Raw genomic sequence first — 18,107 nt, 5'->3', positions numbered from 1 at the left:
GTGCGCCCTGTTTTGCTGCTTCCAGTATAGCATACTCCGTGCAGGAACGCAAAAAGCCGCCGGGAGCGGACAGCTGAGTCCCGTCTCCCGGCGGCAGTTTTATGATGGTGCGGGATCAACCAGTCTCCCGCATCGGGTCAGATGGAATGCCTTGTGTTACAGCATCTTCTTCAGCTCGTCGTACACGAACTGGACCTTGGTGCCGATGATCACCTGGCAGGCAGTCTTGCTGGGACGGATGACACCGGCAGCACCAGCAGCCTTGACGGCCTTCTCGTCCACCTTGGCGTTATCCTTGACCTCAAAGCGCAGACGGGTTGCGCAGTAGCCAACGTCCTTCACGTTCTCCTTGCCGCCAACAGCAGCCAGAACAGCGGAAGCAACTTCGGTGTAGTTGTTGTTTGCCAGAACGACCTTCTTCTCGGACTCTTCGTCCTCGTCCTCACGGCCGGGGGTCTTCAGGTCGAACTTGGTGATGGCAAAGTAGAACACTGCGTAGAACACCACGAAGGCTGCGATGCCCAGAGGAATGATCATCCAGGTCTTGGCAGCTGCGGGCAGGGAAGCGGAGAACACCAGGTCGGTAGCGCCTGCAGAGAAGCAGAAGCCAGCACGGAAACCGGAGTAGTAGGTGATGATGGTGAAGATGCCGTACAGAGCAGCGTACACAATGTACAGCGGGAAGCACAGGAACATGAAGCCGAACTCAAACGGCTCGGTGACGCCGCAGACGAATGCGCAGATTGCAGCAGACAGAACCAGACCGATGGCGGCCTTCTTGTTCTTAGCGGTCTTGACCATAGCCAGAGCAGCACCGGCAATACCGAACATCATGCAGGGGAAGAAGCCGGACATATACATACCAAGGCTCCAGCCCACATCAGCAGAGGTCTCGCCAGCCCAGAAGTGGGACAGGTCGCCCAGACCGATGGTGTCGAACCAGAACACGTTGTTCAGAGCGTGGTGCAGGCCGGTGGGGATCAGCAGGCGGTTCAGGAAGGCGTAGATACCGGCGCCGACGCCGCCCATGCCAGCGATGCCGTTGCCGATTGCGACCAGAGCGTCGAAGATGACGGGCCAGACGAACAGCAGAACAACGGACACCAGAATGGAGATCAGGCCGGTTGCAATTGCAACGAAGCGCTTGCCGGAGAAGAATGCCAGCCAGTCAGGCAGCTGGATATCCTTGAACTTGTTGTAGCAGGCAGCGCCCACAACAGCGGCCAGAATGCCGATGAAGGAGTTGCCGGCGACCTTCTGGAAAGCGATGTAGGTAGCGGTGCCTTCTTCCAGGTGACGGACCATGCCGACCACGCCGGGGTTCAGCAGCTGCTGCATCATCAGGAAGCTGACCAGACCGGCCAGACCTGCGGTGCCGTCGTTGTCAGCAAGGCCGACAGCGGCACCAATGGCAAACAGCCATGCCATGTTATCGATCAGAGCGCCGCCTGCCTTGACCAGCAGGAAGCCAACGGTGTAAGCTGCACCGGAGGTTGCAGCACCGGGAACGCCCATGACGCCCGGAGCAAGGGCATAACCGAGACCCATCAGGATACCGCAGATCGGCAGGACCGCGACGGGGAGCATCAATGCTTTGCCCAGTTTCTGGAGATACTTCATCATAAAGCACATTCCTCCTTAAGAAATGTTTGTGTTTACAGACGCCTCTGGTTGTCGGCTGTCCATAATTCCGTAATAAAATAGTAACATATTTTTGAAAGAAAAGAAAGCCCATTTCTCATTTTTCTATCAAAATGCGTCAAAAGTCCTTATTTACCGGCTTTTTAGTCGATAATTTTTGGCTTTTCCGCACGCGCACCGTCTTTATGTTGAAAATTCTTTTCTTTTTACGTACATTTTGCCCAAAGGCTTGCATCCCACAGCCGAATCGGGTACTATACTATTATAAGAAAAGCCGGGAACCGAAGGAGGTTTACTTTATGGAATGGACTGATATCCGCCTGACCGTAGCCAAGGCCGATGCCGACAACGCCGAAGCCGTTGCCACCATGATCGCCGAGGGCGGTATTTATATCGAAGACTACAGCGACATCGAGCAGCAGGTGGCCGAGATCGCCCATGTGGATCTGATCGAGCAGGAGCTGCTGGACAAGCCCCGCGACACCGTTATCATCCATATGTATCTGGAGCCGGGCGCTTCCCCCGTGGAGACGCTGGCCCTCATTGCCGCCCGCATGGAAGCCGCCGGCATCGCCTACACCGCAGAGACCGAGGGCGTGGAGCAGGAGGACTGGCAGAACGGCTGGCGCAAGTATTATCACCCCCTGGAGATCGGCAAACGGCTGGCGGTGGTGCCCTCGTGGCAGCAGTACGACACCGACCGGGTAAAGCTGATCCTTGACCCGGGCCTTGCCTTCGGCACCGGCGGCCACGAGACCACCAGCCTGTGCATGGAAGCGCTGGACGAGCGGGTGACCGGCGGCGAGCGGGTGCTGGACATCGGCACCGGCAGCGGCATCCTTGCCATTGCGGCACTGAAGCTGGGCGCTGCCGTGGCCGAGGGCGTGGACATCGACCCCGTGGCGGTGCGCACCGCCGGGGAAAACGCCGCCCTGAATGGCGTGCAGGACAAGCTGACCGTGCTGGTGGGCGACCTTTCGGACAAGGCCAGCGGCAAATACGACATCATCACCGCCAACATCGTGGCCAACGCCATCCTGTCTCTGGCTCCCGCCGTGCCGGGCCTGATGGCGGAGGGTGCCACCTTTATTGCCAGCGGCATCATCGACAGCCGCAAGGACGAAGTGATCGCAGGTCTGGAAAAGGCCGGCCTTGCCGTTGTGGAAGTGAAGGAGAAGCGCGGCTGGGAGTGCATCGTCTGCAAGAAAGCGTAAGGAGAACCCTCTCAGGCGCTGACGCGCCAGCTCTCCCGAAGGGCGAGCTATAAGATGTAAAAGGATTGATAAAATGCCGCACCGTTATTTTACCACCGAGATCTCTGACGGCACCGCCACCCTGCGCGGGGCCGATGCCCACCATCTTGCCCGCGTGATGCGCGCAAAGCTGGGCGATACTGTCATTCTGTGCGACGGCAACGCCGTGGAATACACCGCCACCATCACCGGCTTTGGGGACGAGTGCGTGGAGTTCCGGGTGGAGCCGGGCTATCCCAGCGCCGCCGAACCCGGCGTGGAAGTGACCCTGCTGGCCGGTTATCCCAAGCAGGACAAGCTGGAACAGATCATCAAGCACGGGGTGGAGCTGGGCGCAGCCCACTTCATCCCCTTCTTCAGCCGGTACTGCGTGGCCGCGCCCAAAAAAGAGGAGCAGAAGAACGAGCGCTACAACCGCATTGCAGCGGAAGCCGCCAAGCAGTGCGGCCGGGGCGTTCTGCCGGATGTGGCCCTGCCGCTGCCGAACTTCGGGGCCGTGTGCCGCACCTTTGACCAGTATGACCTTGTGCTGTTCTGCTACGAGTGCGGCGGCGCGCCCCTGCGCCAACTGCTGGCAGAGACCGCGCCTGCCGACGGCAGAAAGCGGAAAATTGCCATCGTGACCGGAGCCGAGGGCGGCTTTGCCGCCGAGGAAGCCGAAATGGCCGCAAAGGCCGGTGCCAGAACGGTGGGCCTTGGCCCCCGCATCCTGCGTTGCGAGACCGCCCCGCTGGCAGTCCTTGCGTCCGTCATGACCCTGACCGGGGATCTGGAGTAACAAAAAAGCAGCTGCGTTGCAGCTGCTTTTTTTGTTATTTTCAGGGTTTATGTCTCTGCTTCCCGCAGAGCTTTCTTCACGTTCAAAAGGTTCTGCGGGCTCACCGAGAAGCTGCGCAGGCCCAGCTGCAGATACTGCACCGTGTTGGCCGGGTTGCCCACCGCAAGGCCGCAGATGGTCACCGGCACATCCCGCTCTCTGGCGGCGTCCATCACCATGGTGATGAGCTTTTTCATGGCGCTGCTGGCCGGGCGGTAGTAGTGCTCCGCGCTGGCAAGCTCACGGTCGGCGGCGTGGGTGTACTGGGTCAGGTCGTTGGTGCCGACCACAAGAAAATCGACCCCGTGCGCCACGAACTCCTCCGCCGTCAGGCAGGCGGCAGGCACACTGAGCATCACGCCGAACTTGGTATCCTCCTTGAAGGGCACGCCCCGCTCCCGCAGATGCTCCCGGCAGCGCTCCACCACGCGCATGGCGGCGTCCCAGTCCTCCACCGTCGTCACCATGGGGAACATCACCTGCAGCGGGCCCCGGGCGGCGGCGCGCATCAGCGCGCAGAGCTGCGTCTCGAACTGGCGGGGCTGGCGCAGGCTGTTGCGGATGCCCCGCAGCCCCAGCTTGGAGGACTGCAGGCCCTGATAGGCGTCGGAAATGGTGCGGTCTGAGCCAAAGTCGAAGGTGCGCACGGTCACCCGGCGGCCCTGCGCCGCCGCCAGACAGGAGCAGTAGAAGAAATACTGCTCCTGCTCGTCCAGAATGCGGCCCGGCAGCATCATGTAGCCGGTGCGCAGCAGGCCCACGCCCTGCGCGCCGGACTGCATGGCCGTGTCGATGTCCTCCGGCCCAAAGCAGTTGGCCAGCAGCTCAAAGGGCTGGCCGTCCTTTGTCCTGTTGGGCAGAGCATGCAGCTGCCCCATCTCTTCATTCTCCCGCTGCAGCTCACAGATGCGGGTCTCGGCCTGCTGGCGGGCGGCAGCATCCGGGTCCAGCGTGCACTGGCCCCCGGTGGCGTCCAAAATCACGGTGCGGCCGTCGCAGTCGTCCAGAAAATCCCGGCCCACCTGCACGACGCCCGGGATATTCATTGCCCGGGCAATGATGGCCGCGTGGCTCTGGCCGCTGCCCTCTGCCGTGATGATGCCTAAAATCATGCCGGAGGGCACGCTGAACAGGTCGGTGGGCATCAGCCGCTCTGCGGCAAGGATCACCGGGTGGTCCAGCGCCAGCCACATGCGGGGGCGGTTGGTGATGATGTTGATGACCCGCCGGGTGGCGTCCAGAATATCCACGCTGCGCAGCTGCATGTAGGGGTTATCCTTCATGTTGGCCAGCTGGTCGGCGTAGCGCTGGCCCACCTGATTCATGGCCGCAGCGGCGCCAACGCCCGCATTGATGCAGAAACGCACCTCGTTCATCATGCCCTCATCGTCCAGCATCATGCTCTGGAACTGGAAGATGGCCTGCTCGCTGGGCGCAGCGCGGTCTGCCATGGATTCCAGCTCGTCCTGCGCGGTGCGGATGGCATCGGTGAGCAGCTGCAGCTCCCGGGACGGTTTAAAGGGGCCAACGGTCGTGGTCTCCACATGATGCTCCAACCGGCTCACCTGACCCAGCACAAGGCCCGGCGAGGCACAGAAACCTTTATAGATCTTCATTCTGGTTCACCTCCGGCAAAAGTTCCGTTTCCGGCGTGGTCAGGGTGTGCCAGACCAGCGCCTGCAGAAAGGTATTGGGCAGCAATGCCGCCAGCGCAGCCCGCGCCGCATCGGCGCTGCCCTCAAACAGCGGTGCAAAGCTCTGCATCCGTGCCTGATCGCACTTTGCAAGGAACGCATCGCACAGGGTGTGGGTGGTATAGTAGCCGGTAGGGCTCACGCCCACATCCTCGGCGGCAGCTTCCAGCGGGGCAAGGTCCGCATCCTTCATGTTGGCCAGCAGCAGGGCGGCGTCCGCCGTCAGGGTGACGGGGTATTTCTCCCGCACCTGCTTTTGCACCCGCTCAAATTTTGCATGGAAGGCAGCAGCGTCCGCGCAGCTCTGGGCGTCACAGGAGACCGCATAGGCGCACCCCCGCAGATATCCCATAGCGCGGCGGGTGTCGTAGTAGCCCAGCTCGATGTTGCGGCGGGCAGTGTCCGGGTCAAAGTGCAGGATATCCCCCAGCTCCCAGTAGCTGCGCACCATGACGGTGGGCAGGCCGGTGAGGTTCGGGCGGGTGATGCCCACCCCCTCAAGGTCTACGCACACCAGCTCCTCTGCGCCCATCCGTTTGGCAAGGCCGGTGGGCATGTTGTCGCTGTAGCCGCCATCCAGAAACTTGACCCCGTCAATGTCCCGCGCCCGCAGGGCAGGGAAGCAGGCGGCGGAGGCCATCAGGTAGTCCTTGACCTTTCCTGCCGGGATCTCGTCCAGCGTCAGCTCCCGGGCCTTGAGGCCCCGCTGCTCCACCGTGACAAGGCCAAAGCGGATAGGCGCGGCGCGCAGGGCATCCTCGTCCAGCACCCGCTCCACGATCTCCTCCAGCGGGGTCACGTCCATGCCGCCGGCCTTCACCACACTGCGCAGGAACTGGTGCAGGGCCGAGAGGTCGGCATCCTCTTCCGGCAGCTCCATCACGTCCTTGCTGCGGATGCTCAGCCACATGTCCCGCGCCGTTTCGTACTGGTCCAGCACGAACATGGCACCGTTCAGGCTGCCCACACTGGTGCCGGTGATGATCTGCGGGTGCCAGTCCAGCTCCATCAGCGCGCGCCACACACCCACCTGATAGCTGCCGCGGGCACCGCCGCCGGCCAGCACCAGAGCTCTGCACGGGACACTGCGTTCTTCCATTGCCTCCGCCTCCTTTGATTGGTTCCGGTTTTGTTCAGATTATAGCATATTTCCGGAGAAATTTCTCCCTTTTTTTGTAAATTGAAGGCTTTCTCCCGGCTAAGAAACATGGTATACTTGTCAGGATACTTTAAAGGAGGCATTCTCATGCACTGCAGCCAATGGATCTTTGATATGGACGGCACCCTGACCGACAGCATGACCGTGGTATGGGAGGGTGCGCCGGACGCCCTGCTGCGCCGCTACGGCCGCACGCCCCGTGCCGACCTGCGTGCCACCCTGCTGAGCATGGGGATGCAGGAAGGCGCACGGTACCTGATCCGGGAATACGATCTGCCGCTGACCGAGGAGAGCTACTTTGCCGTAATGCGGGAGGTGATCGCCGAGCTGTACGAGACCGTGGAGCTCAAGCCCGGCGTGCGCACGATGCTGGCAAAGCTGCAGGCCGAGGGTGCCCGCATGTGCATCTGCTCCAACACATGGGCCGACCAGTGCCGCACCGTGCTCACCCGTCTTGGCATTGCCGGGTATTTTTCCTTCATCGTGGAGGCGCAGGGTGCGCTGCACAAGAGCCGCCCGGAAGTGTTCTTTGAATGCATGAGCCGTCTGGGCGGTGCAGACCCCGCCCGGTGTGCGGTGTGCGAGGATGCAGTGTACGCCGCTTCCACGGCGCACGGGGCCGGATTTTACGTCGTGGGCATCGCAGACCCCGCCTCTGCCGCCGACGAGCCGGAGATGCGCCGCGTCTGCAGCCAGTTCCTCCCCCGGTGGGATGCGCTGGACTGGACCGCCGTGTAATAAAAAAGGGCCGCAGGGTGCGGTTCTTTTTCATATTAAAGGGGTATTACTCTTGCTTTTTGCCATCAAGAAGAGTATGATATTATAAACAGGACTGTCCCAAGGGGGCAGTGCCCTCATTTCCCTGTTTTTGTAAGATATGTGAGAATACACCGTTTGATTTTTAAAATATAAAGGTATAATATCCGTAAAGAGGAGACCTTCCGTCATGAACAACCCACTCGTCAGCATTATCGTGCCAGTGTACAATGTGCAGAATAGTGTTGCCCGCTGCCTGGAGAGCATCTGTGCGCAGACGTGGAAGAATATCGAGATCATTTTGGTCAACGACGGTTCCAGAGATGAAAGCTTTTCGGTCTGTGAGCAGTTCCGCGAAAAAGACCCGCGTATCGTTTTGGTGGACAAGTCCAATTCCGGCGTGTCGGACACCCGCAACTGCGGCATGACCCTTGCATCCGGCAAGTACGTACAGTTTGTGGACAGCGACGATTATATCGAGCCTGATTTTACCGAGCGGCTGGTAACGGCCGCCGAGACCAACAATGCCGATCTGGTGATCGCCCCCTATTGGATGGTGATCCCGGCAAACTCCTGCAAGGCCGGTCAGGCTCTGGAAAACCTGCAGGAGAACCTTGGCATCGAGGAAAAGCGTCCCGATGATGTGCGCGAATACGGCTTTCTGCCCGAGGGCATCTATGACCGCGACACCTTTGCCCTGCGCCTGATGGAAAAGCCCGCATCCTTCTTCTACAGCGTCCTGTGGAACAAGCTCTACCGCCGCGACATCCTTGTGGACAACCATCTGCAGTTCACCAGCGAGGTGCGCTGGGCCGAGGATCTGGTATTCAATCTGGAATATATCCTGTACGCCAACGTATTCGTTTCCATCCCCAAGGCAGGCTACCACTATGTGCAGAACCCCCAGAGCATCTGCCACACCCAGATCAATCTGGCTTCCATCGTGCAGAACAAGCTGCAGGTGTTCCGCTACTACAAAGATCTTTACACAAAGCTGGGCCTGTACGACAAGGTGCAGCCGCAGCTGTACAAATTCCTGACCGCATTCTCGGAGAATGCCTATCCCGCCGGTTCGCCCCAGAAGATCATCATGGACATGGCCAACCACTGGGGCTTTGGTGTTCTGGATGCTTCCGACAAGGAAAAGAAACGCCACGCCAAATCAGAGGCCTGAACTTCCGTACATGAGAAAGAGCTGCACAAGGCAGCTCTTTTTTGTTTGCCATTTTACCGGTCGGTCCAGCTGCGGACGGCCTCGCGCACCATGCCCTCCCGCCCGCGGGGGATGGGGATGCGCGCACCGCTGCTCATCTGCAGCTCGCCCGCCGTCAGCAGCCGGGCCGCCGCCAGATTGACCACATAGGAGCGGTGCGGCTGCAAAAAGCGGCCGTCCGCCAAAAGCGGCCTTGCCACCTCGGCAAAGGATACCCGCAGCGAAAGGGACATCACATCCTCCCCGCTGAGCAGGTGGAAACGCACCACATGGTGGGTACACTCCAGATACTCGAGCTGGGCATAGGGCAGCAGCCGCAGGCCCTCGGCCGTGGCCACGGTGAGGGCCGGGCCATACTCCGGCTCGGTGGCGCGGGCCAGCAGGGCCGAAAGCTCCTGCTGATGCACCGGCAGCAGCAGATACTGCATGGCGTCCACCCGGAAGGCACTGTAGGCGTGGGCCGCCGTGCGGGCCGCAAAGGCCAGCGGAGACCTGCGGCCCCGGCGGCGCAGCTCCGCAGCCGCCGAAAGCCCGGCCGGAGCCGCCACCGCTGCCAGCTCTATGAGATACAGGTCGAACCGCTCGCCCTCGGCGTCACGGCGCAGAAGCGCATCTGCGTCCGGCAGCTGCTGCACGATGCACGCATCCTGCCGCCGGGCAAAATATTCCATGCACTGACGTTCCAGCCCGCTGCGCAGGGCCGCATCCGTGCTGCATACCGCAATGTGAAAGACCATCCGACATTCCCCTCTCCGCCAGCCGCCTGCCTTGATTTTTGCGCAGGGCTGGAGTATGATAAATGAAACCTCGCTGCACCGAAAAAACAGAAATGGAGACCATTGCCATGCCGGAACCCCTTGTCAGCATCATTGTGCCCGCCTATAACGCCGCAGGCTGCATTGCCCGCTGTGTGGAGAGCATCGTCTCCCAGAGCTATCAGGAGCTTGAGATCCTTCTGCTGAACGACGGCTCCAGGGATGACACCCTTGCCATCTGCCGGAAGCTGGCCGAAGCCGACCCCCGCATCCGGGTGATCGATAAACCGAACACCGGCGCAGCAGACACCCGCAGCTGCGGCCTTGCGCTGGCCAGAGGCGAGTACATCCAGTTCGCGGACAGTGACGACTATCTGCTGCCGGGCTGCACGGCAAACCTTGTGGCAGCTGCCCGGCGCAGCCGTGCCGACCTTGTGCTGGCCCCCTACCGGATGATGGTGCCCCGCAGAGACGGCGGCTATGACACCCGGGAATACAGCCTGCTGCCCGCAGGGGAGTACAGCAAGGTGGATTATCTGTGGCAGCTCACCGGCCATGCCGCCGCCTTTTACTACGGCGTGCTGTGGAACAAGCTCTACCGCCGCGACCTGATCCGGATGGCGCAGATCCGGTTTGAAAATGTCGTTTTCGCCGAGGATCAGCTGTTCAACACCCGGTATCTGCAGGCGGCGCAGCGGTTCGCCGCCATCGACGAGGCCGTTTACTGCTACATCCAGAACCCGCAGAGCGTCTGTCACACGCAGGTGAGGGTGGCAGACATGCTGCGCCACCGTGACCGGATGTACCGCGCCTACCGGCAGATGTGCATTCAGCTGGGCGTGTACGACCGGTTCCGCCTGCGGCTGCGGGGCATCTACCTGAGCCTGTTTGAAAGCCCCCTGCCCAACGGCCCGGTGCAGCGGCTCTCCGACGCCGCTGCACGCACCCACAGCCGCATCTGAGAAAAGGAGACGCTATGGAATTTCCCCTTGTCAGTATCATCGTGCCCATGTACAACGCCGCAGGCTGCATTGCCCGCTGTGTAAAAAGCATCTGTGCCCAGAGCTATAAAAGCATCGAGATCATCCTGCTGAACGACGGCTCCAAGGACGGCACCCTCTCGGCCTGCCGTGCTCTTGCCGCTCAGGACCACCGCATCGCGCTGGTGGACAAGCCCAATTCCGGCGCGGCGGACACCCGCAATCAGGGGCTTGCGCTGGCCCATGGCCGCTACGTCCAGTTCGTGGACAGCGATGACTGGCTGGCCCCGGACTTTACCGAAAAGCTCGTCACCGCCGCCGAGACCCACGCCGCCGATCTTGTGATCGCGCCCTTCTGGATGGTGTATCCAAAGGACTACGTGGAGCACACCCGCCCGTGGGAAAAGGCGCTGGGCACCGTACTCCGGCGCAACCCGCCCTGCACCCGGGCCTACGGCTATCTGCCCGCCGGGGTGTACACCGGGCAGGAGTACGCCCGGCAGCTGATCGAAAAGCCCAATACCTTTTACTACGGTGTGCTGTGGAACAAGCTCTACCGCCGGGATCTCCTTGCCGGGCACAGCATCCGCTTCCGGCAGGAGCTGTTTGCAGAAGATCAGCTGTTCAACACCGAATACCTGCGCTATGTGCGCACTGCCGTTTCCATCCCGGACATCGGCTACTATTACCTGCAGTGCAGCCAGAGCGTTTCCCACTCCAGAGTGACCACCGCCGATATCCTTCGGCTGCGGCGGCGGGTGATGGGCCTGTACAAGAGCATCTATACCGAACTGGGCATCTACCCGGAGACCCGGGCCGCCATTCTGCGCTCCGCTTTTGGCGAAAACGAGTTCACCCTGCCGCCGCTGGACACCCCGCAGGCCCATTCCTGCAGGCTGTAACCGGCTGTTTCCGCGGGCAAAACGGCGCACTACTTTTCTGAAAACCACACACCCGGACTGCCGCTGTACGGCATCCGGGTGTTTCTGTTTTTATCCGGCTCAGCAGCCGATGGAGGCGCACTTTTCGGCCAGCCAGACCCGCTCTTCCGCGTTCAGGTGCGGGGCCAGCTTTGCAAACACCTGACGGTGGTAATCGTTCAGCCATGCAAGCTCGTCTTTGTCCAGCACACCGGGCAGGATGGGCGAGGTGGCAATGGGCACAAAGGTCAGCGGCTCAAAGCCCAGAAAAGTGCCGTACTGGTTATCTGCCTTGTGGATGCACACCAGCTCGTTCTCAATGCGGATGCCCACAAGGTCGGTCTCGTAGACGCCGGGCTCATCGGTGACCACCATGCCGGGGCGCATCCGGGTGGTGTTGCGGCTGTTCAGGGCATGAGGCCCCTCGTGCACATTGCCCACAAAGCTGACGCTGTGGCCGGTGCCGCAGCGGTAGTTGATGAGGTGGCGCCACAGGGGCTCCCGGGCGATGGTATCGATCATCTTACACTCGCAGTAATCCAGCCAGACAGCCCTGGCAAGGTCGATATGGCTCTGCAGGGTCCATGTGTAGAAGCGCTTTTCGTCCTCGGTCAGCTCACCCAGCGGATAGGTGCGGGTGATGTCGGTGGTGCCGTCCATGTAGGTGGCACCGCTGTCCACCAGCAGAAAGCCCTTCTTTTCCAGCACAGCGTGATCTTCCGGGGTGGCGTGGTAGTGCATCATGGCAGCGTTGCCGCCGTAGGCCGCAATGGTGCCAAAGCTCTCCACAAGGAATTTATCGTCCGCACTGCGGTACTTGTGCAGGATCTCGTCCACGGTCAGCTCGGTCAGGGTCTCACCGGCGGCAAGGCGGCTTTCCAGCTCCATCTGGAACCGCACCATGGCCACAGCGTCCCGGATATGGGCCTGCTTTGTGTGGGCAAGCTCCGTTTCGTTCTTCACACCCTTCATCAGCAGCAGCGGGTCGGTGCCGTCCTTCACGGTGAGGGCGGCATTCTGTTCCAGCACCTGATACACGGCGTAGTTGACGGTGGCCGTCTCGGCCAGCACGGTCTGCGGCTCGGTCTCGGCCGCAAGGCAGGACAGCACATCATCATACTCCGCCAGCGTGACGCCGTTTGCTTCCAGCTCTGCCCGGGCTTCCGGGGCCACGCGGGCTGTGTTGATGAACAGCACCGCCCGGTCCGGGGTCACGTAGCAGTAGGCCACGGCGTAGGGGGTGCACTCGATGTCCATGGCGCGCAGATTCAGCAGCCATGCCAGATTGTCCAGCTTGCCCACGAACTGCGCGGTGCAGCCCAGTTCCCGGAGCCTGCCGCGCAGCTGTTCCAGCTTTTGGGCAGGGGAGAAGCCCGCATACTCCTCCGGCAGGATCCACGCCGGGGTGTCCGGCAGGGCAGGGCGGCCCTCGGTCCATAGCTCGTCCTCAAGGCGCAGCGTCCGGATGGAAGCGCCTTTTTTCTCCAGTGCCTTTTTCAGGCCGTTCACGAGGGCCGTGCTGGCGGTCAGGCCGCACAGACCCAGTGTTTCCCCTTCGTTCAGGGCATCGGCACAGTATTCCTCCACGGTGGGCACACCCGGTTCACCCATGCGCTGCAACTCGATCTCGGTACCGGCAAGCTCTTTTTCCGCCTGCACGAAGTACCGGCCATCGGCCCACAGAGCGCTCCCGGTGCGGGTGACGACAAGGTTGGAGTTCTCGCCGTGGAACCCGGAGAACCAGGTCAGGCTGGTGTAGTGGGCGGGCAGGTACTCACTGGCATGGGGGTCCCCCACCGGGATCAGATAAACAGCCACGCCGTTTGCGGCCATGGCGGCACGCAGCGCGGCAAGGCGCTCGGGTACGGTATTCATGCTCATAATGACAGCTTCCTTTTTTCTATGGCCGGACCGCCGGAAAAGCCCCCGGCGGCGGGGAATTTTTCTGTGTCCTATTGTATCATTCCGGGAAAAAGATTGCAATGCAGGGGAGTACGAACCCTCTCCGTCATCGCTGCGCGATGCCACCTCCCCCGAAAGGGGGAGGTTTTACTCCACTTATCGGCAGATGGCAAAAAGCTCCCCCTGAGTGGAACGACTTCCCCCGGCCGGGGGAAGATGGCGAAGCCAGAAAGGGGAACGGCTGGCGAACGAAGTGAGACTGAGAGGGTCCGCTCTTGAGGGAGCTGGCACGACAACAGCCGTGACTGAAGGAGTTGTTTTCTTCTTTTTTCTTGAAAACGCAACTTTCTTGCAAAAAAAGTTACAATTTTTTCTTGAAAAAGGCCGTTTTCCCATTGACAGCCTTGTTATAATAGGAATGTAAGATATTTGAGCCAGCACTCTGCGGCTCTTTGCGCTAAAAAGAAAGAGGCAATTGAATCATGACCAAAATCGATATTTTCTCCGGCTTCCTGGGTGCCGGTAAGACTACGCTGATCAAAAAGCTCATCAAAGAGGCCTTTGCCGGCCAGCAGGTCGTTCTGATCGAGAACGAGTTCGGCGAGATCGGCATTGACGGCGGCTTTCTGAAGGAAAGCGGCATCCAGATCAACGAGCTGAATGCCGGCTGCATCTGCTGCTCTCTGGTGGGCGACTTCCGCACCGCCCTGCAGCAGGTGGTGGAGCAGTACCACCCCGACCGCATCGTGATCGAGCCCTCCGGCGTGGGCAAGCTCTCCGACGTGACCCGCGCTGTGGAAGGCGTGGCCGAACATCTGGATGTGCAGCTGAACAGCTTTGTCACCGTGGCCGACGTGAACAAGGTCAAGATGTATATGAAGAACTTCGGCGAGTTCTACGACGACCAGATCAGCCACGCAAGCTGCATCCTGCTCAGCCGCACCCAGACCGCCAGCGAGGAGAAGATCGCCGCTGCAGTCGCCCTGCTGCGCGAGAAGAACCCCACCGCTACCATCGTGACCACCGCATGGGACGAGCTGACCGGTGAGCAGATCCTGAAGGCCATGTCCACCAAGGACGACTTCAAGGCAGAGCTGATCGCCATGGCTGCAAAGGCCAACGAAGAGCACGCCCACGAGGACGAGGAAGAAGAGCATCACCACCATCATCACCACGATCACGAAAACGGTGTGTGCAGCTGCGGCCATCATCACGACCACGATGATGATGACGACGAGGATGAGCACGAGCATCACCACGATCACGATGAAGATGATGACCACGATGAGCATGAGCACCATCATCACGATCATGACGACCATGACCATTGCTGCTGCGGTCACCATCACGACCACGATGACGACGATGACGACGATGACGACGACGAGCACGAGCATCATCACGACCATGACGGCCACTGCTGCTGCGGCCATCACCATCATCATGACCACGACGCCGATGAGGTGTTCACCAGCTGGGGCGTCGAGACGGCCCGCAAGTTCACCAAGGCAGAAGTGGAGCACGCCCTCACCGAGCTGGATACCGGCAATTACGGCATGATCCTGCGCAGCAAGGGCATCGTGAACGGCGGCGCAGACGGCTGGCTGGAGTTCGACTATGTGCCCGGCGAGTGGGAAGTGCGTGCCCGCGGTGCAGATGTGGGCGGCAAGCTGGTGGTCATCGGCTCCAAGCTGAACGAAAAGGCCATTGCAGAGCTGTTCGGCTGCTGAACCCCTCTTCCGGCGCTCCGCGCCAGCTCCTGCAGCGAGGGAGCGAAGAGGACGAATCATCGATAAGGAGAAACCATTCCTATGGCAAAAGAAATTCCGGTCTACCTGTTTGTGGGCTTTCTGGAAAGCGGCAAGACCAAATTCATTCAGGAGACCTTTGAAGACCCCAACTTTGACTCCGGCGACAAGACCCTGCTGCTGATCTGCGAAGAGGGCGAAGAAGAGTATAATCCCAAAAAGTTCGCCTTTCCCGGCGTGACCGTCAAGGTGCTGGAGGACAAGGCCGAGCTGAACCCGCAGAATCTGCTCAAGCTGGAAAAGGAATCCGGCGCAGGCCGCGTGGTCATTGAGTACAACGGCATGTGGCTGCTGCAGGATCTGGCCGAAGCTCTGCCCGAGAGCTGGATCGTGTACCAGTGCATCGCCACCGCCGACGGCACCACCGCCCTGACCTACGCCCGCGACAACTCCATGCGCAGCCTGCTGCTGGACAAGATCGCCCGCAGTGAGCTGATCGTGTTCAACCGCGCCGAAGCCGTGAACAATGACGCCGCCCGTCAGGAGCTGCACAAGCTGGTGCGTCAGGCTTCCCGCAAGTGCGACATCGCCTACGAGTTTGCCGACGGCAGCGTGGCCTATGACGACATCCCCGACCCGCTGCCCTTTGACATCAACGCGGATATCATCGACATTCCGGATGACGATTTCGGCATCTGGTACATGGACTGTCAGGACGAGCCCCAGAAATACACCGGCAAAACGGTCAAATTCCTTGCACAGGTGTGCCAGACCAATCGTGCCGGCAAGAACAGCTTTGTGCCGGGCCGTTTCGCCATGACCTGCTGCGTGCAGGACATCCAGTTCGTGGGCTTCCCCTGCAGCTACGATGGCTACAAGGCGCTGGAGCAGCGCGCCTGGGTGCGTGTGACCGCAAAGGTAGGCTACAAGTTCCACAACATCTACCGCGGCAAAGGCCCGGTGCTCACCGCTGTGTCGGTGGAGCCCGCCGAAAAGCCGCTGGAAGATGTAGTAACATTCTCTTGATCTGATCTTTCAAGGAGGTCCCGGCATGAAAACACTGTTCCGTATCCTTGGCACGGCTGCTGCGGTAGCCGTTACCGGTGCTGCCATCGTGGCACTGGACAAGATTCTGAACCAGAAAGACCCGCTCCACGTGGAGGAAGTAGAATTCCCCGAGGACGCCGAGCTGGACCCCAAGGAGGCCGAAAAGGCTGCCGAGGCCTACGCCGAGGGCGAGGCAAAGGCGGCAGACGAGGCCAATGCAGAGGCCGCTGCCGCCGAAACCCCGGAAGCGGCTGCCGAACCTGCTGCCCAGCCCGCCGAAGAAGCCACTGCCCCGGCAGCACCCGCAGAGGGCGGCGAGAAGCCGGTGTGCGACCCGGAGGCGCCCAACCCGAACCCGGTGGAAGCCGGCCCCGCCGTGGCGCCCAAAGACGAGAGCGGAAAATTCGATCCCACCAAGATCGCCGAAGCCAGCGACTTCGGCGACTGGGAAGAACAGGGCTGCAAAGGATAACATATGACTAGAAAAGGGACGATGTGAACATCACATCGTCCCTTTTTGGTTATTCTCCTCTTGCCAGCTGCTGCAGCTTTTTCCTGTCCAGCACCTGCACGCCGCCCCGGAACAGCCGCACCCAGCCCTCCTGTGCAAAGTATTTCAGCATCCGGCTCACCACCTCGCGGGCGGAGCCCATATACTTTGCCATCTGGTCGTGGGTCATGCGCACCTCATCACCACCGGTCTTGGCCAGCTCATCGGTGAGAAAAATGGCAAGCCTGCGGTCTGCGCTCATGAACAGCACCTGCTGCATGGTCCACATGCTGTCGGAAAAGCGCTCCGCCGTCATCTGATAGGCGTAACAGCGCACATGCACGTTCTGCTGCATCAGCCTGCGGAAGATGCCCGCGCTGATGCAGTAGGCTTCGGTGTCCTCTTCGGCGTCGATATACAGGTCGATGTTCACCGAGTCCATGACGCAGGAGGCCGACAGGATGCACACCTCCCCGCCGAACAGGCGGTAAAGGGTCACGTCCCGCCCGTCCTCCGAGAGCAGATAGGCCCGCAGCTGGCCCGAGCGCAGCAGCAGGATGCCCACACAGCTTTCCAGCGGGCTGTGCACCCTTGCCCCCTTTGCATAGTGCACCGGCCGGGTGTAGCGGCAGAGCATCTCCTGCTCCTCCGGCGTCAGGTCGTTCCAGAAGGGAAAGCCTTTGGCAAGACAGCCACGGTGGTCGGTCGCTTTTTCCGTCATTCCATTCATCCTTTCCGCAGGGCCTTGGCGGCTTCGGTGCCAGCCTGTGCGCCCTCATACACGGCCTTTGCCACCTGCAGCAGGCCGCCGGTGCAGTCGCCCGCCGCATACAGGCCGGGCACGGTGGTCTGCATCCGCGCATCCACAACGATGCGGTTCCCGTCCACCTCTGCGCCGATCTTCCGGGCCAGTGCGGTGCTGCCCGCCACGCCCAGCGCCACGAACACGCCGCTGACAGGCAGCTGCGCTCCGCCGGACAGCTGCACGCCGGTGACAACGGTTTCGCCCAGAACAGCCTCCACGGCCTGCGGACAGACTGTGACCTCCGGCGGGAAGTCCGCCGTCAGCGGTGCGCCGTTGGTCAGCAGGGTGACGCTGTGCACCACCGGCAGCAGAGCCTGCACCTCGTGCAGGGCGTACTCGCCGCTGCCCAGCACCGCCACGTCCTTTCCACGGTAGAAAAAGGCATCGCAGGCGGCGCAATAGCTCACACCGTGCCCCTCCAACCCGGCAAGGCCCGGGATGCGCGGCACCGCCCGGGATGCGCCCGTGGCAAGGATCACAGCATCCGTCGGGTAATTTTTATCCAATGTTTCTACTGTGAGTTTATCTGTATAGGTCAGGCCCACCGCTTCGGCCGTGACGAACTGCACGCCCAGACGTCTGGCGTTTTCCATGCTGCGGCGTTCCAGCTCCGCACCGGAAACAGGCTGGGCAAAGCCGTAGTAGTTTTCAATTTTTTCGGCGCGGTCAAGGGCACCGGGGCCTTTGGTGAGCACCGTGGTATCCACACCGGCGCGGACAGCGTACAGAGCAGCGGAAATGCCTGCCGGGCCGGAACCTATAATGATAATGCTGGGCATGGGAAACCCCTCCTTCGGATGCATTTTTCTACAGTATACACCTTTTTTTGAAAAATTTCCGTGACCGGGTCGCAAAGCATCGTTTTTTCGGACGGTCCTGCTCCGGTTCGCTGTCAGCGGATCGTCCCATGCACAAACGCGCTGTCGT

16 protein-coding genes are annotated in these 18,107 nt (G+C 61.0%); 9 read left to right on the top strand and 7 right to left on the bottom strand.

Going from position 1 to position 18,107, the window contains the following annotated elements; genetic code table 11:
• Nucleotides 1-156: 156 nt before the first annotated feature.
• On the bottom strand, nucleotides 157-1,623 hold the full coding sequence (locus tag MTP37_RS00780) for a PTS transporter subunit EIIC (protein ID WP_249237769.1): 1,467 nt from the start codon (nucleotides 1,621-1,623) through the stop codon (nucleotides 157-159).
• Nucleotides 1,624-1,940: 317 nt separating this feature from the next.
• Between MTP37_RS00780 and prmA the strand changes: the two genes are divergently transcribed.
• The gene (gene prmA / locus MTP37_RS00775; RefSeq protein ID WP_249237768.1) at nucleotides 1,941-2,855 is read left to right on the top strand and encodes a 50S ribosomal protein L11 methyltransferase; all 915 of its coding nucleotides are present in this window, start codon (nucleotides 1,941-1,943) and stop codon (nucleotides 2,853-2,855) included.
• 73 nt (nucleotides 2,856-2,928) lie between these two features.
• Nucleotides 2,929-3,672 carry an RsmE family RNA methyltransferase gene (locus tag MTP37_RS00770; RefSeq protein WP_249237767.1) on the top strand — a complete coding sequence of 248 codons (744 nt, stop codon included), beginning with the start codon at nucleotides 2,929-2,931 and terminating at the stop codon, nucleotides 3,670-3,672.
• Between the two features lie 47 nt (nucleotides 3,673-3,719).
• Here the strand turns inward: MTP37_RS00770 and MTP37_RS00765 are convergent, their stop codons facing one another.
• Nucleotides 3,720-5,327 (bottom strand): phosphoenolpyruvate--protein phosphotransferase, encoded by a 1,608-nt coding sequence (locus MTP37_RS00765; protein WP_249237766.1) that lies wholly within the window; start codon nucleotides 5,325-5,327, stop codon nucleotides 3,720-3,722.
• Nucleotides 5,314-6,504, bottom strand: coding sequence for a patatin-like phospholipase family protein (locus MTP37_RS00760; RefSeq protein ID WP_249237765.1), 1,191 nt, complete (start codon nucleotides 6,502-6,504; stop codon nucleotides 5,314-5,316). The genes MTP37_RS00765 and MTP37_RS00760 overlap by 14 nt, the downstream gene beginning before the upstream one ends.
• Before the next feature lie 147 nt (nucleotides 6,505-6,651).
• Here MTP37_RS00760 and MTP37_RS00755 point away from each other — a divergent pair, with 147 nt between their 5' ends.
• Nucleotides 6,652-7,302, top strand: coding sequence for an HAD family hydrolase (locus tag MTP37_RS00755; RefSeq protein ID WP_249237764.1), 651 nt, complete (start codon nucleotides 6,652-6,654; stop codon nucleotides 7,300-7,302).
• A 208-nt stretch (nucleotides 7,303-7,510) separates the two neighbouring features.
• Nucleotides 7,511-8,494, top strand: a complete 984-nt coding sequence (locus MTP37_RS00750) for a glycosyltransferase (protein WP_249237763.1) — start codon at nucleotides 7,511-7,513, stop codon at nucleotides 8,492-8,494.
• A gap of 53 nt (nucleotides 8,495-8,547) precedes the next feature.
• Here the strand turns inward: MTP37_RS00750 and MTP37_RS00745 are convergent, their stop codons facing one another.
• Nucleotides 8,548-9,270 carry a LytR/AlgR family response regulator transcription factor gene (locus tag MTP37_RS00745; RefSeq protein ID WP_249237762.1) on the bottom strand — a complete coding sequence of 241 codons (723 nt, stop codon included), beginning with the start codon at nucleotides 9,268-9,270 and terminating at the stop codon, nucleotides 8,548-8,550.
• A gap of 62 nt (nucleotides 9,271-9,332) precedes the next feature.
• On the opposite strand from MTP37_RS00745, the gene MTP37_RS00740 reads away from it, so the two are divergent.
• A complete protein-coding gene (locus MTP37_RS00740) occupies nucleotides 9,333-10,250 on the top strand; it encodes a glycosyltransferase family 2 protein (protein ID WP_249237761.1) in 918 nt (305 codons plus the stop codon).
• A 14-nt stretch (nucleotides 10,251-10,264) separates the two neighbouring features.
• Nucleotides 10,265-11,170 (top strand): glycosyltransferase family 2 protein, encoded by a 906-nt coding sequence (locus MTP37_RS00735; protein ID WP_249237760.1) that lies wholly within the window; start codon nucleotides 10,265-10,267, stop codon nucleotides 11,168-11,170.
• Between the two features lie 99 nt (nucleotides 11,171-11,269).
• Here MTP37_RS00735 and MTP37_RS00730 read toward each other — a convergent pair whose 3' ends face one another.
• On the bottom strand, nucleotides 11,270-13,069 hold the full coding sequence (locus MTP37_RS00730; protein ID WP_249237759.1) for an aminopeptidase P family protein: 1,800 nt from the start codon (nucleotides 13,067-13,069) through the stop codon (nucleotides 11,270-11,272).
• A gap of 503 nt (nucleotides 13,070-13,572) precedes the next feature.
• On the opposite strand from MTP37_RS00730, the gene MTP37_RS00725 reads away from it, so the two are divergent.
• The 3 genes from MTP37_RS00725 to MTP37_RS00715 all read left to right on the top strand — a co-directional run bounded on the left by MTP37_RS00725 (nucleotide 13,573) and on the right by MTP37_RS00715 (nucleotide 16,357).
• Nucleotides 13,573-14,820 carry a CobW family GTP-binding protein gene (locus MTP37_RS00725; protein ID WP_249237758.1) on the top strand — a complete coding sequence of 416 codons (1,248 nt, stop codon included), beginning with the start codon at nucleotides 13,573-13,575 and terminating at the stop codon, nucleotides 14,818-14,820.
• A gap of 81 nt (nucleotides 14,821-14,901) precedes the next feature.
• On the top strand, nucleotides 14,902-15,864 hold the full coding sequence (locus MTP37_RS00720) for a TIGR03943 family putative permease subunit (protein WP_249237757.1): 963 nt from the start codon (nucleotides 14,902-14,904) through the stop codon (nucleotides 15,862-15,864).
• Between the two features lie 25 nt (nucleotides 15,865-15,889).
• The gene (locus MTP37_RS00715; protein ID WP_249237756.1) at nucleotides 15,890-16,357 is read left to right on the top strand and encodes a hypothetical protein; all 468 of its coding nucleotides are present in this window, start codon (nucleotides 15,890-15,892) and stop codon (nucleotides 16,355-16,357) included.
• A 49-nt stretch (nucleotides 16,358-16,406) separates the two neighbouring features.
• On the opposite strand, the gene MTP37_RS00710 is transcribed toward MTP37_RS00715, so the two are convergent.
• Nucleotides 16,407-17,096 carry a Crp/Fnr family transcriptional regulator gene (locus tag MTP37_RS00710; protein WP_249237755.1) on the bottom strand — a complete coding sequence of 230 codons (690 nt, stop codon included), beginning with the start codon at nucleotides 17,094-17,096 and terminating at the stop codon, nucleotides 16,407-16,409.
• A 5-nt stretch (nucleotides 17,097-17,101) separates the two neighbouring features.
• Nucleotides 17,102-17,959, bottom strand: a complete 858-nt coding sequence (locus MTP37_RS00705) for an NAD(P)/FAD-dependent oxidoreductase (protein WP_249237754.1) — start codon at nucleotides 17,957-17,959, stop codon at nucleotides 17,102-17,104.
• Between the last annotated feature and the right edge of the window lie 148 nt (nucleotides 17,960-18,107).

Source organism: Faecalibacterium sp. HTF-F, from assembly GCF_023347535.1.
Lineage (GTDB): Bacteria > Bacillota > Clostridia > Oscillospirales > Ruminococcaceae > Faecalibacterium > Faecalibacterium wellingii.
The sequence above is the reverse complement of the archived record's forward strand: the minus strand, read 5'-3'. Positions and strand labels throughout refer to the sequence as shown.

What these genes read in the sequence shown, in the direction of transcription:
- MTP37_RS00735 (WP_249237760.1), top strand. Translation starts at nt 10,265, where the DNA reads ATGGAATTTCCCCTTGTCAGTATCATCGTGCCCATGTACAACGCCGCA.
- MTP37_RS00740 (WP_249237761.1), top strand. Translation starts at nt 9,333, where the DNA reads ATGAAACCTCGCTGCACCGAAAAAACAGAAATGGAGACCATTGCCATG.
- MTP37_RS00725 (WP_249237758.1), top strand. Translation starts at nt 13,573, where the DNA reads ATGACCAAAATCGATATTTTCTCCGGCTTCCTGGGTGCCGGTAAGACT.
- MTP37_RS00720 (WP_249237757.1), top strand. Translation starts at nt 14,902, where the DNA reads ATGGCAAAAGAAATTCCGGTCTACCTGTTTGTGGGCTTTCTGGAAAGC.
- MTP37_RS00710 (WP_249237755.1), bottom strand. Translation starts at nt 17,096, where the DNA reads ATGACGGAAAAAGCGACCGACCACCGTGGCTGTCTTGCCAAAGGCTTT.
- MTP37_RS00730 (WP_249237759.1), bottom strand. Translation starts at nt 13,069, where the DNA reads ATGAGCATGAATACCGTACCCGAGCGCCTTGCCGCGCTGCGTGCCGCC.
- MTP37_RS00750 (WP_249237763.1), top strand. Translation starts at nt 7,511, where the DNA reads ATGAACAACCCACTCGTCAGCATTATCGTGCCAGTGTACAATGTGCAG.
- MTP37_RS00760 (WP_249237765.1), bottom strand. Translation starts at nt 6,504, where the DNA reads ATGGAAGAACGCAGTGTCCCGTGCAGAGCTCTGGTGCTGGCCGGCGGC.
- MTP37_RS00745 (WP_249237762.1), bottom strand. Translation starts at nt 9,270, where the DNA reads ATGGTCTTTCACATTGCGGTATGCAGCACGGATGCGGCCCTGCGCAGC.
- MTP37_RS00780 (WP_249237769.1), bottom strand. Translation starts at nt 1,623, where the DNA reads ATGATGAAGTATCTCCAGAAACTGGGCAAAGCATTGATGCTCCCCGTC.
- MTP37_RS00715 (WP_249237756.1), top strand. Translation starts at nt 15,890, where the DNA reads ATGAAAACACTGTTCCGTATCCTTGGCACGGCTGCTGCGGTAGCCGTT.
- prmA (WP_249237768.1), top strand. Translation starts at nt 1,941, where the DNA reads ATGGAATGGACTGATATCCGCCTGACCGTAGCCAAGGCCGATGCCGAC.
- MTP37_RS00755 (WP_249237764.1), top strand. Translation starts at nt 6,652, where the DNA reads ATGCACTGCAGCCAATGGATCTTTGATATGGACGGCACCCTGACCGAC.
- MTP37_RS00770 (WP_249237767.1), top strand. Translation starts at nt 2,929, where the DNA reads ATGCCGCACCGTTATTTTACCACCGAGATCTCTGACGGCACCGCCACC.
- MTP37_RS00765 (WP_249237766.1), bottom strand. Translation starts at nt 5,327, where the DNA reads ATGAAGATCTATAAAGGTTTCTGTGCCTCGCCGGGCCTTGTGCTGGGT.
- MTP37_RS00705 (WP_249237754.1), bottom strand. Translation starts at nt 17,959, where the DNA reads ATGCCCAGCATTATCATTATAGGTTCCGGCCCGGCAGGCATTTCCGCT.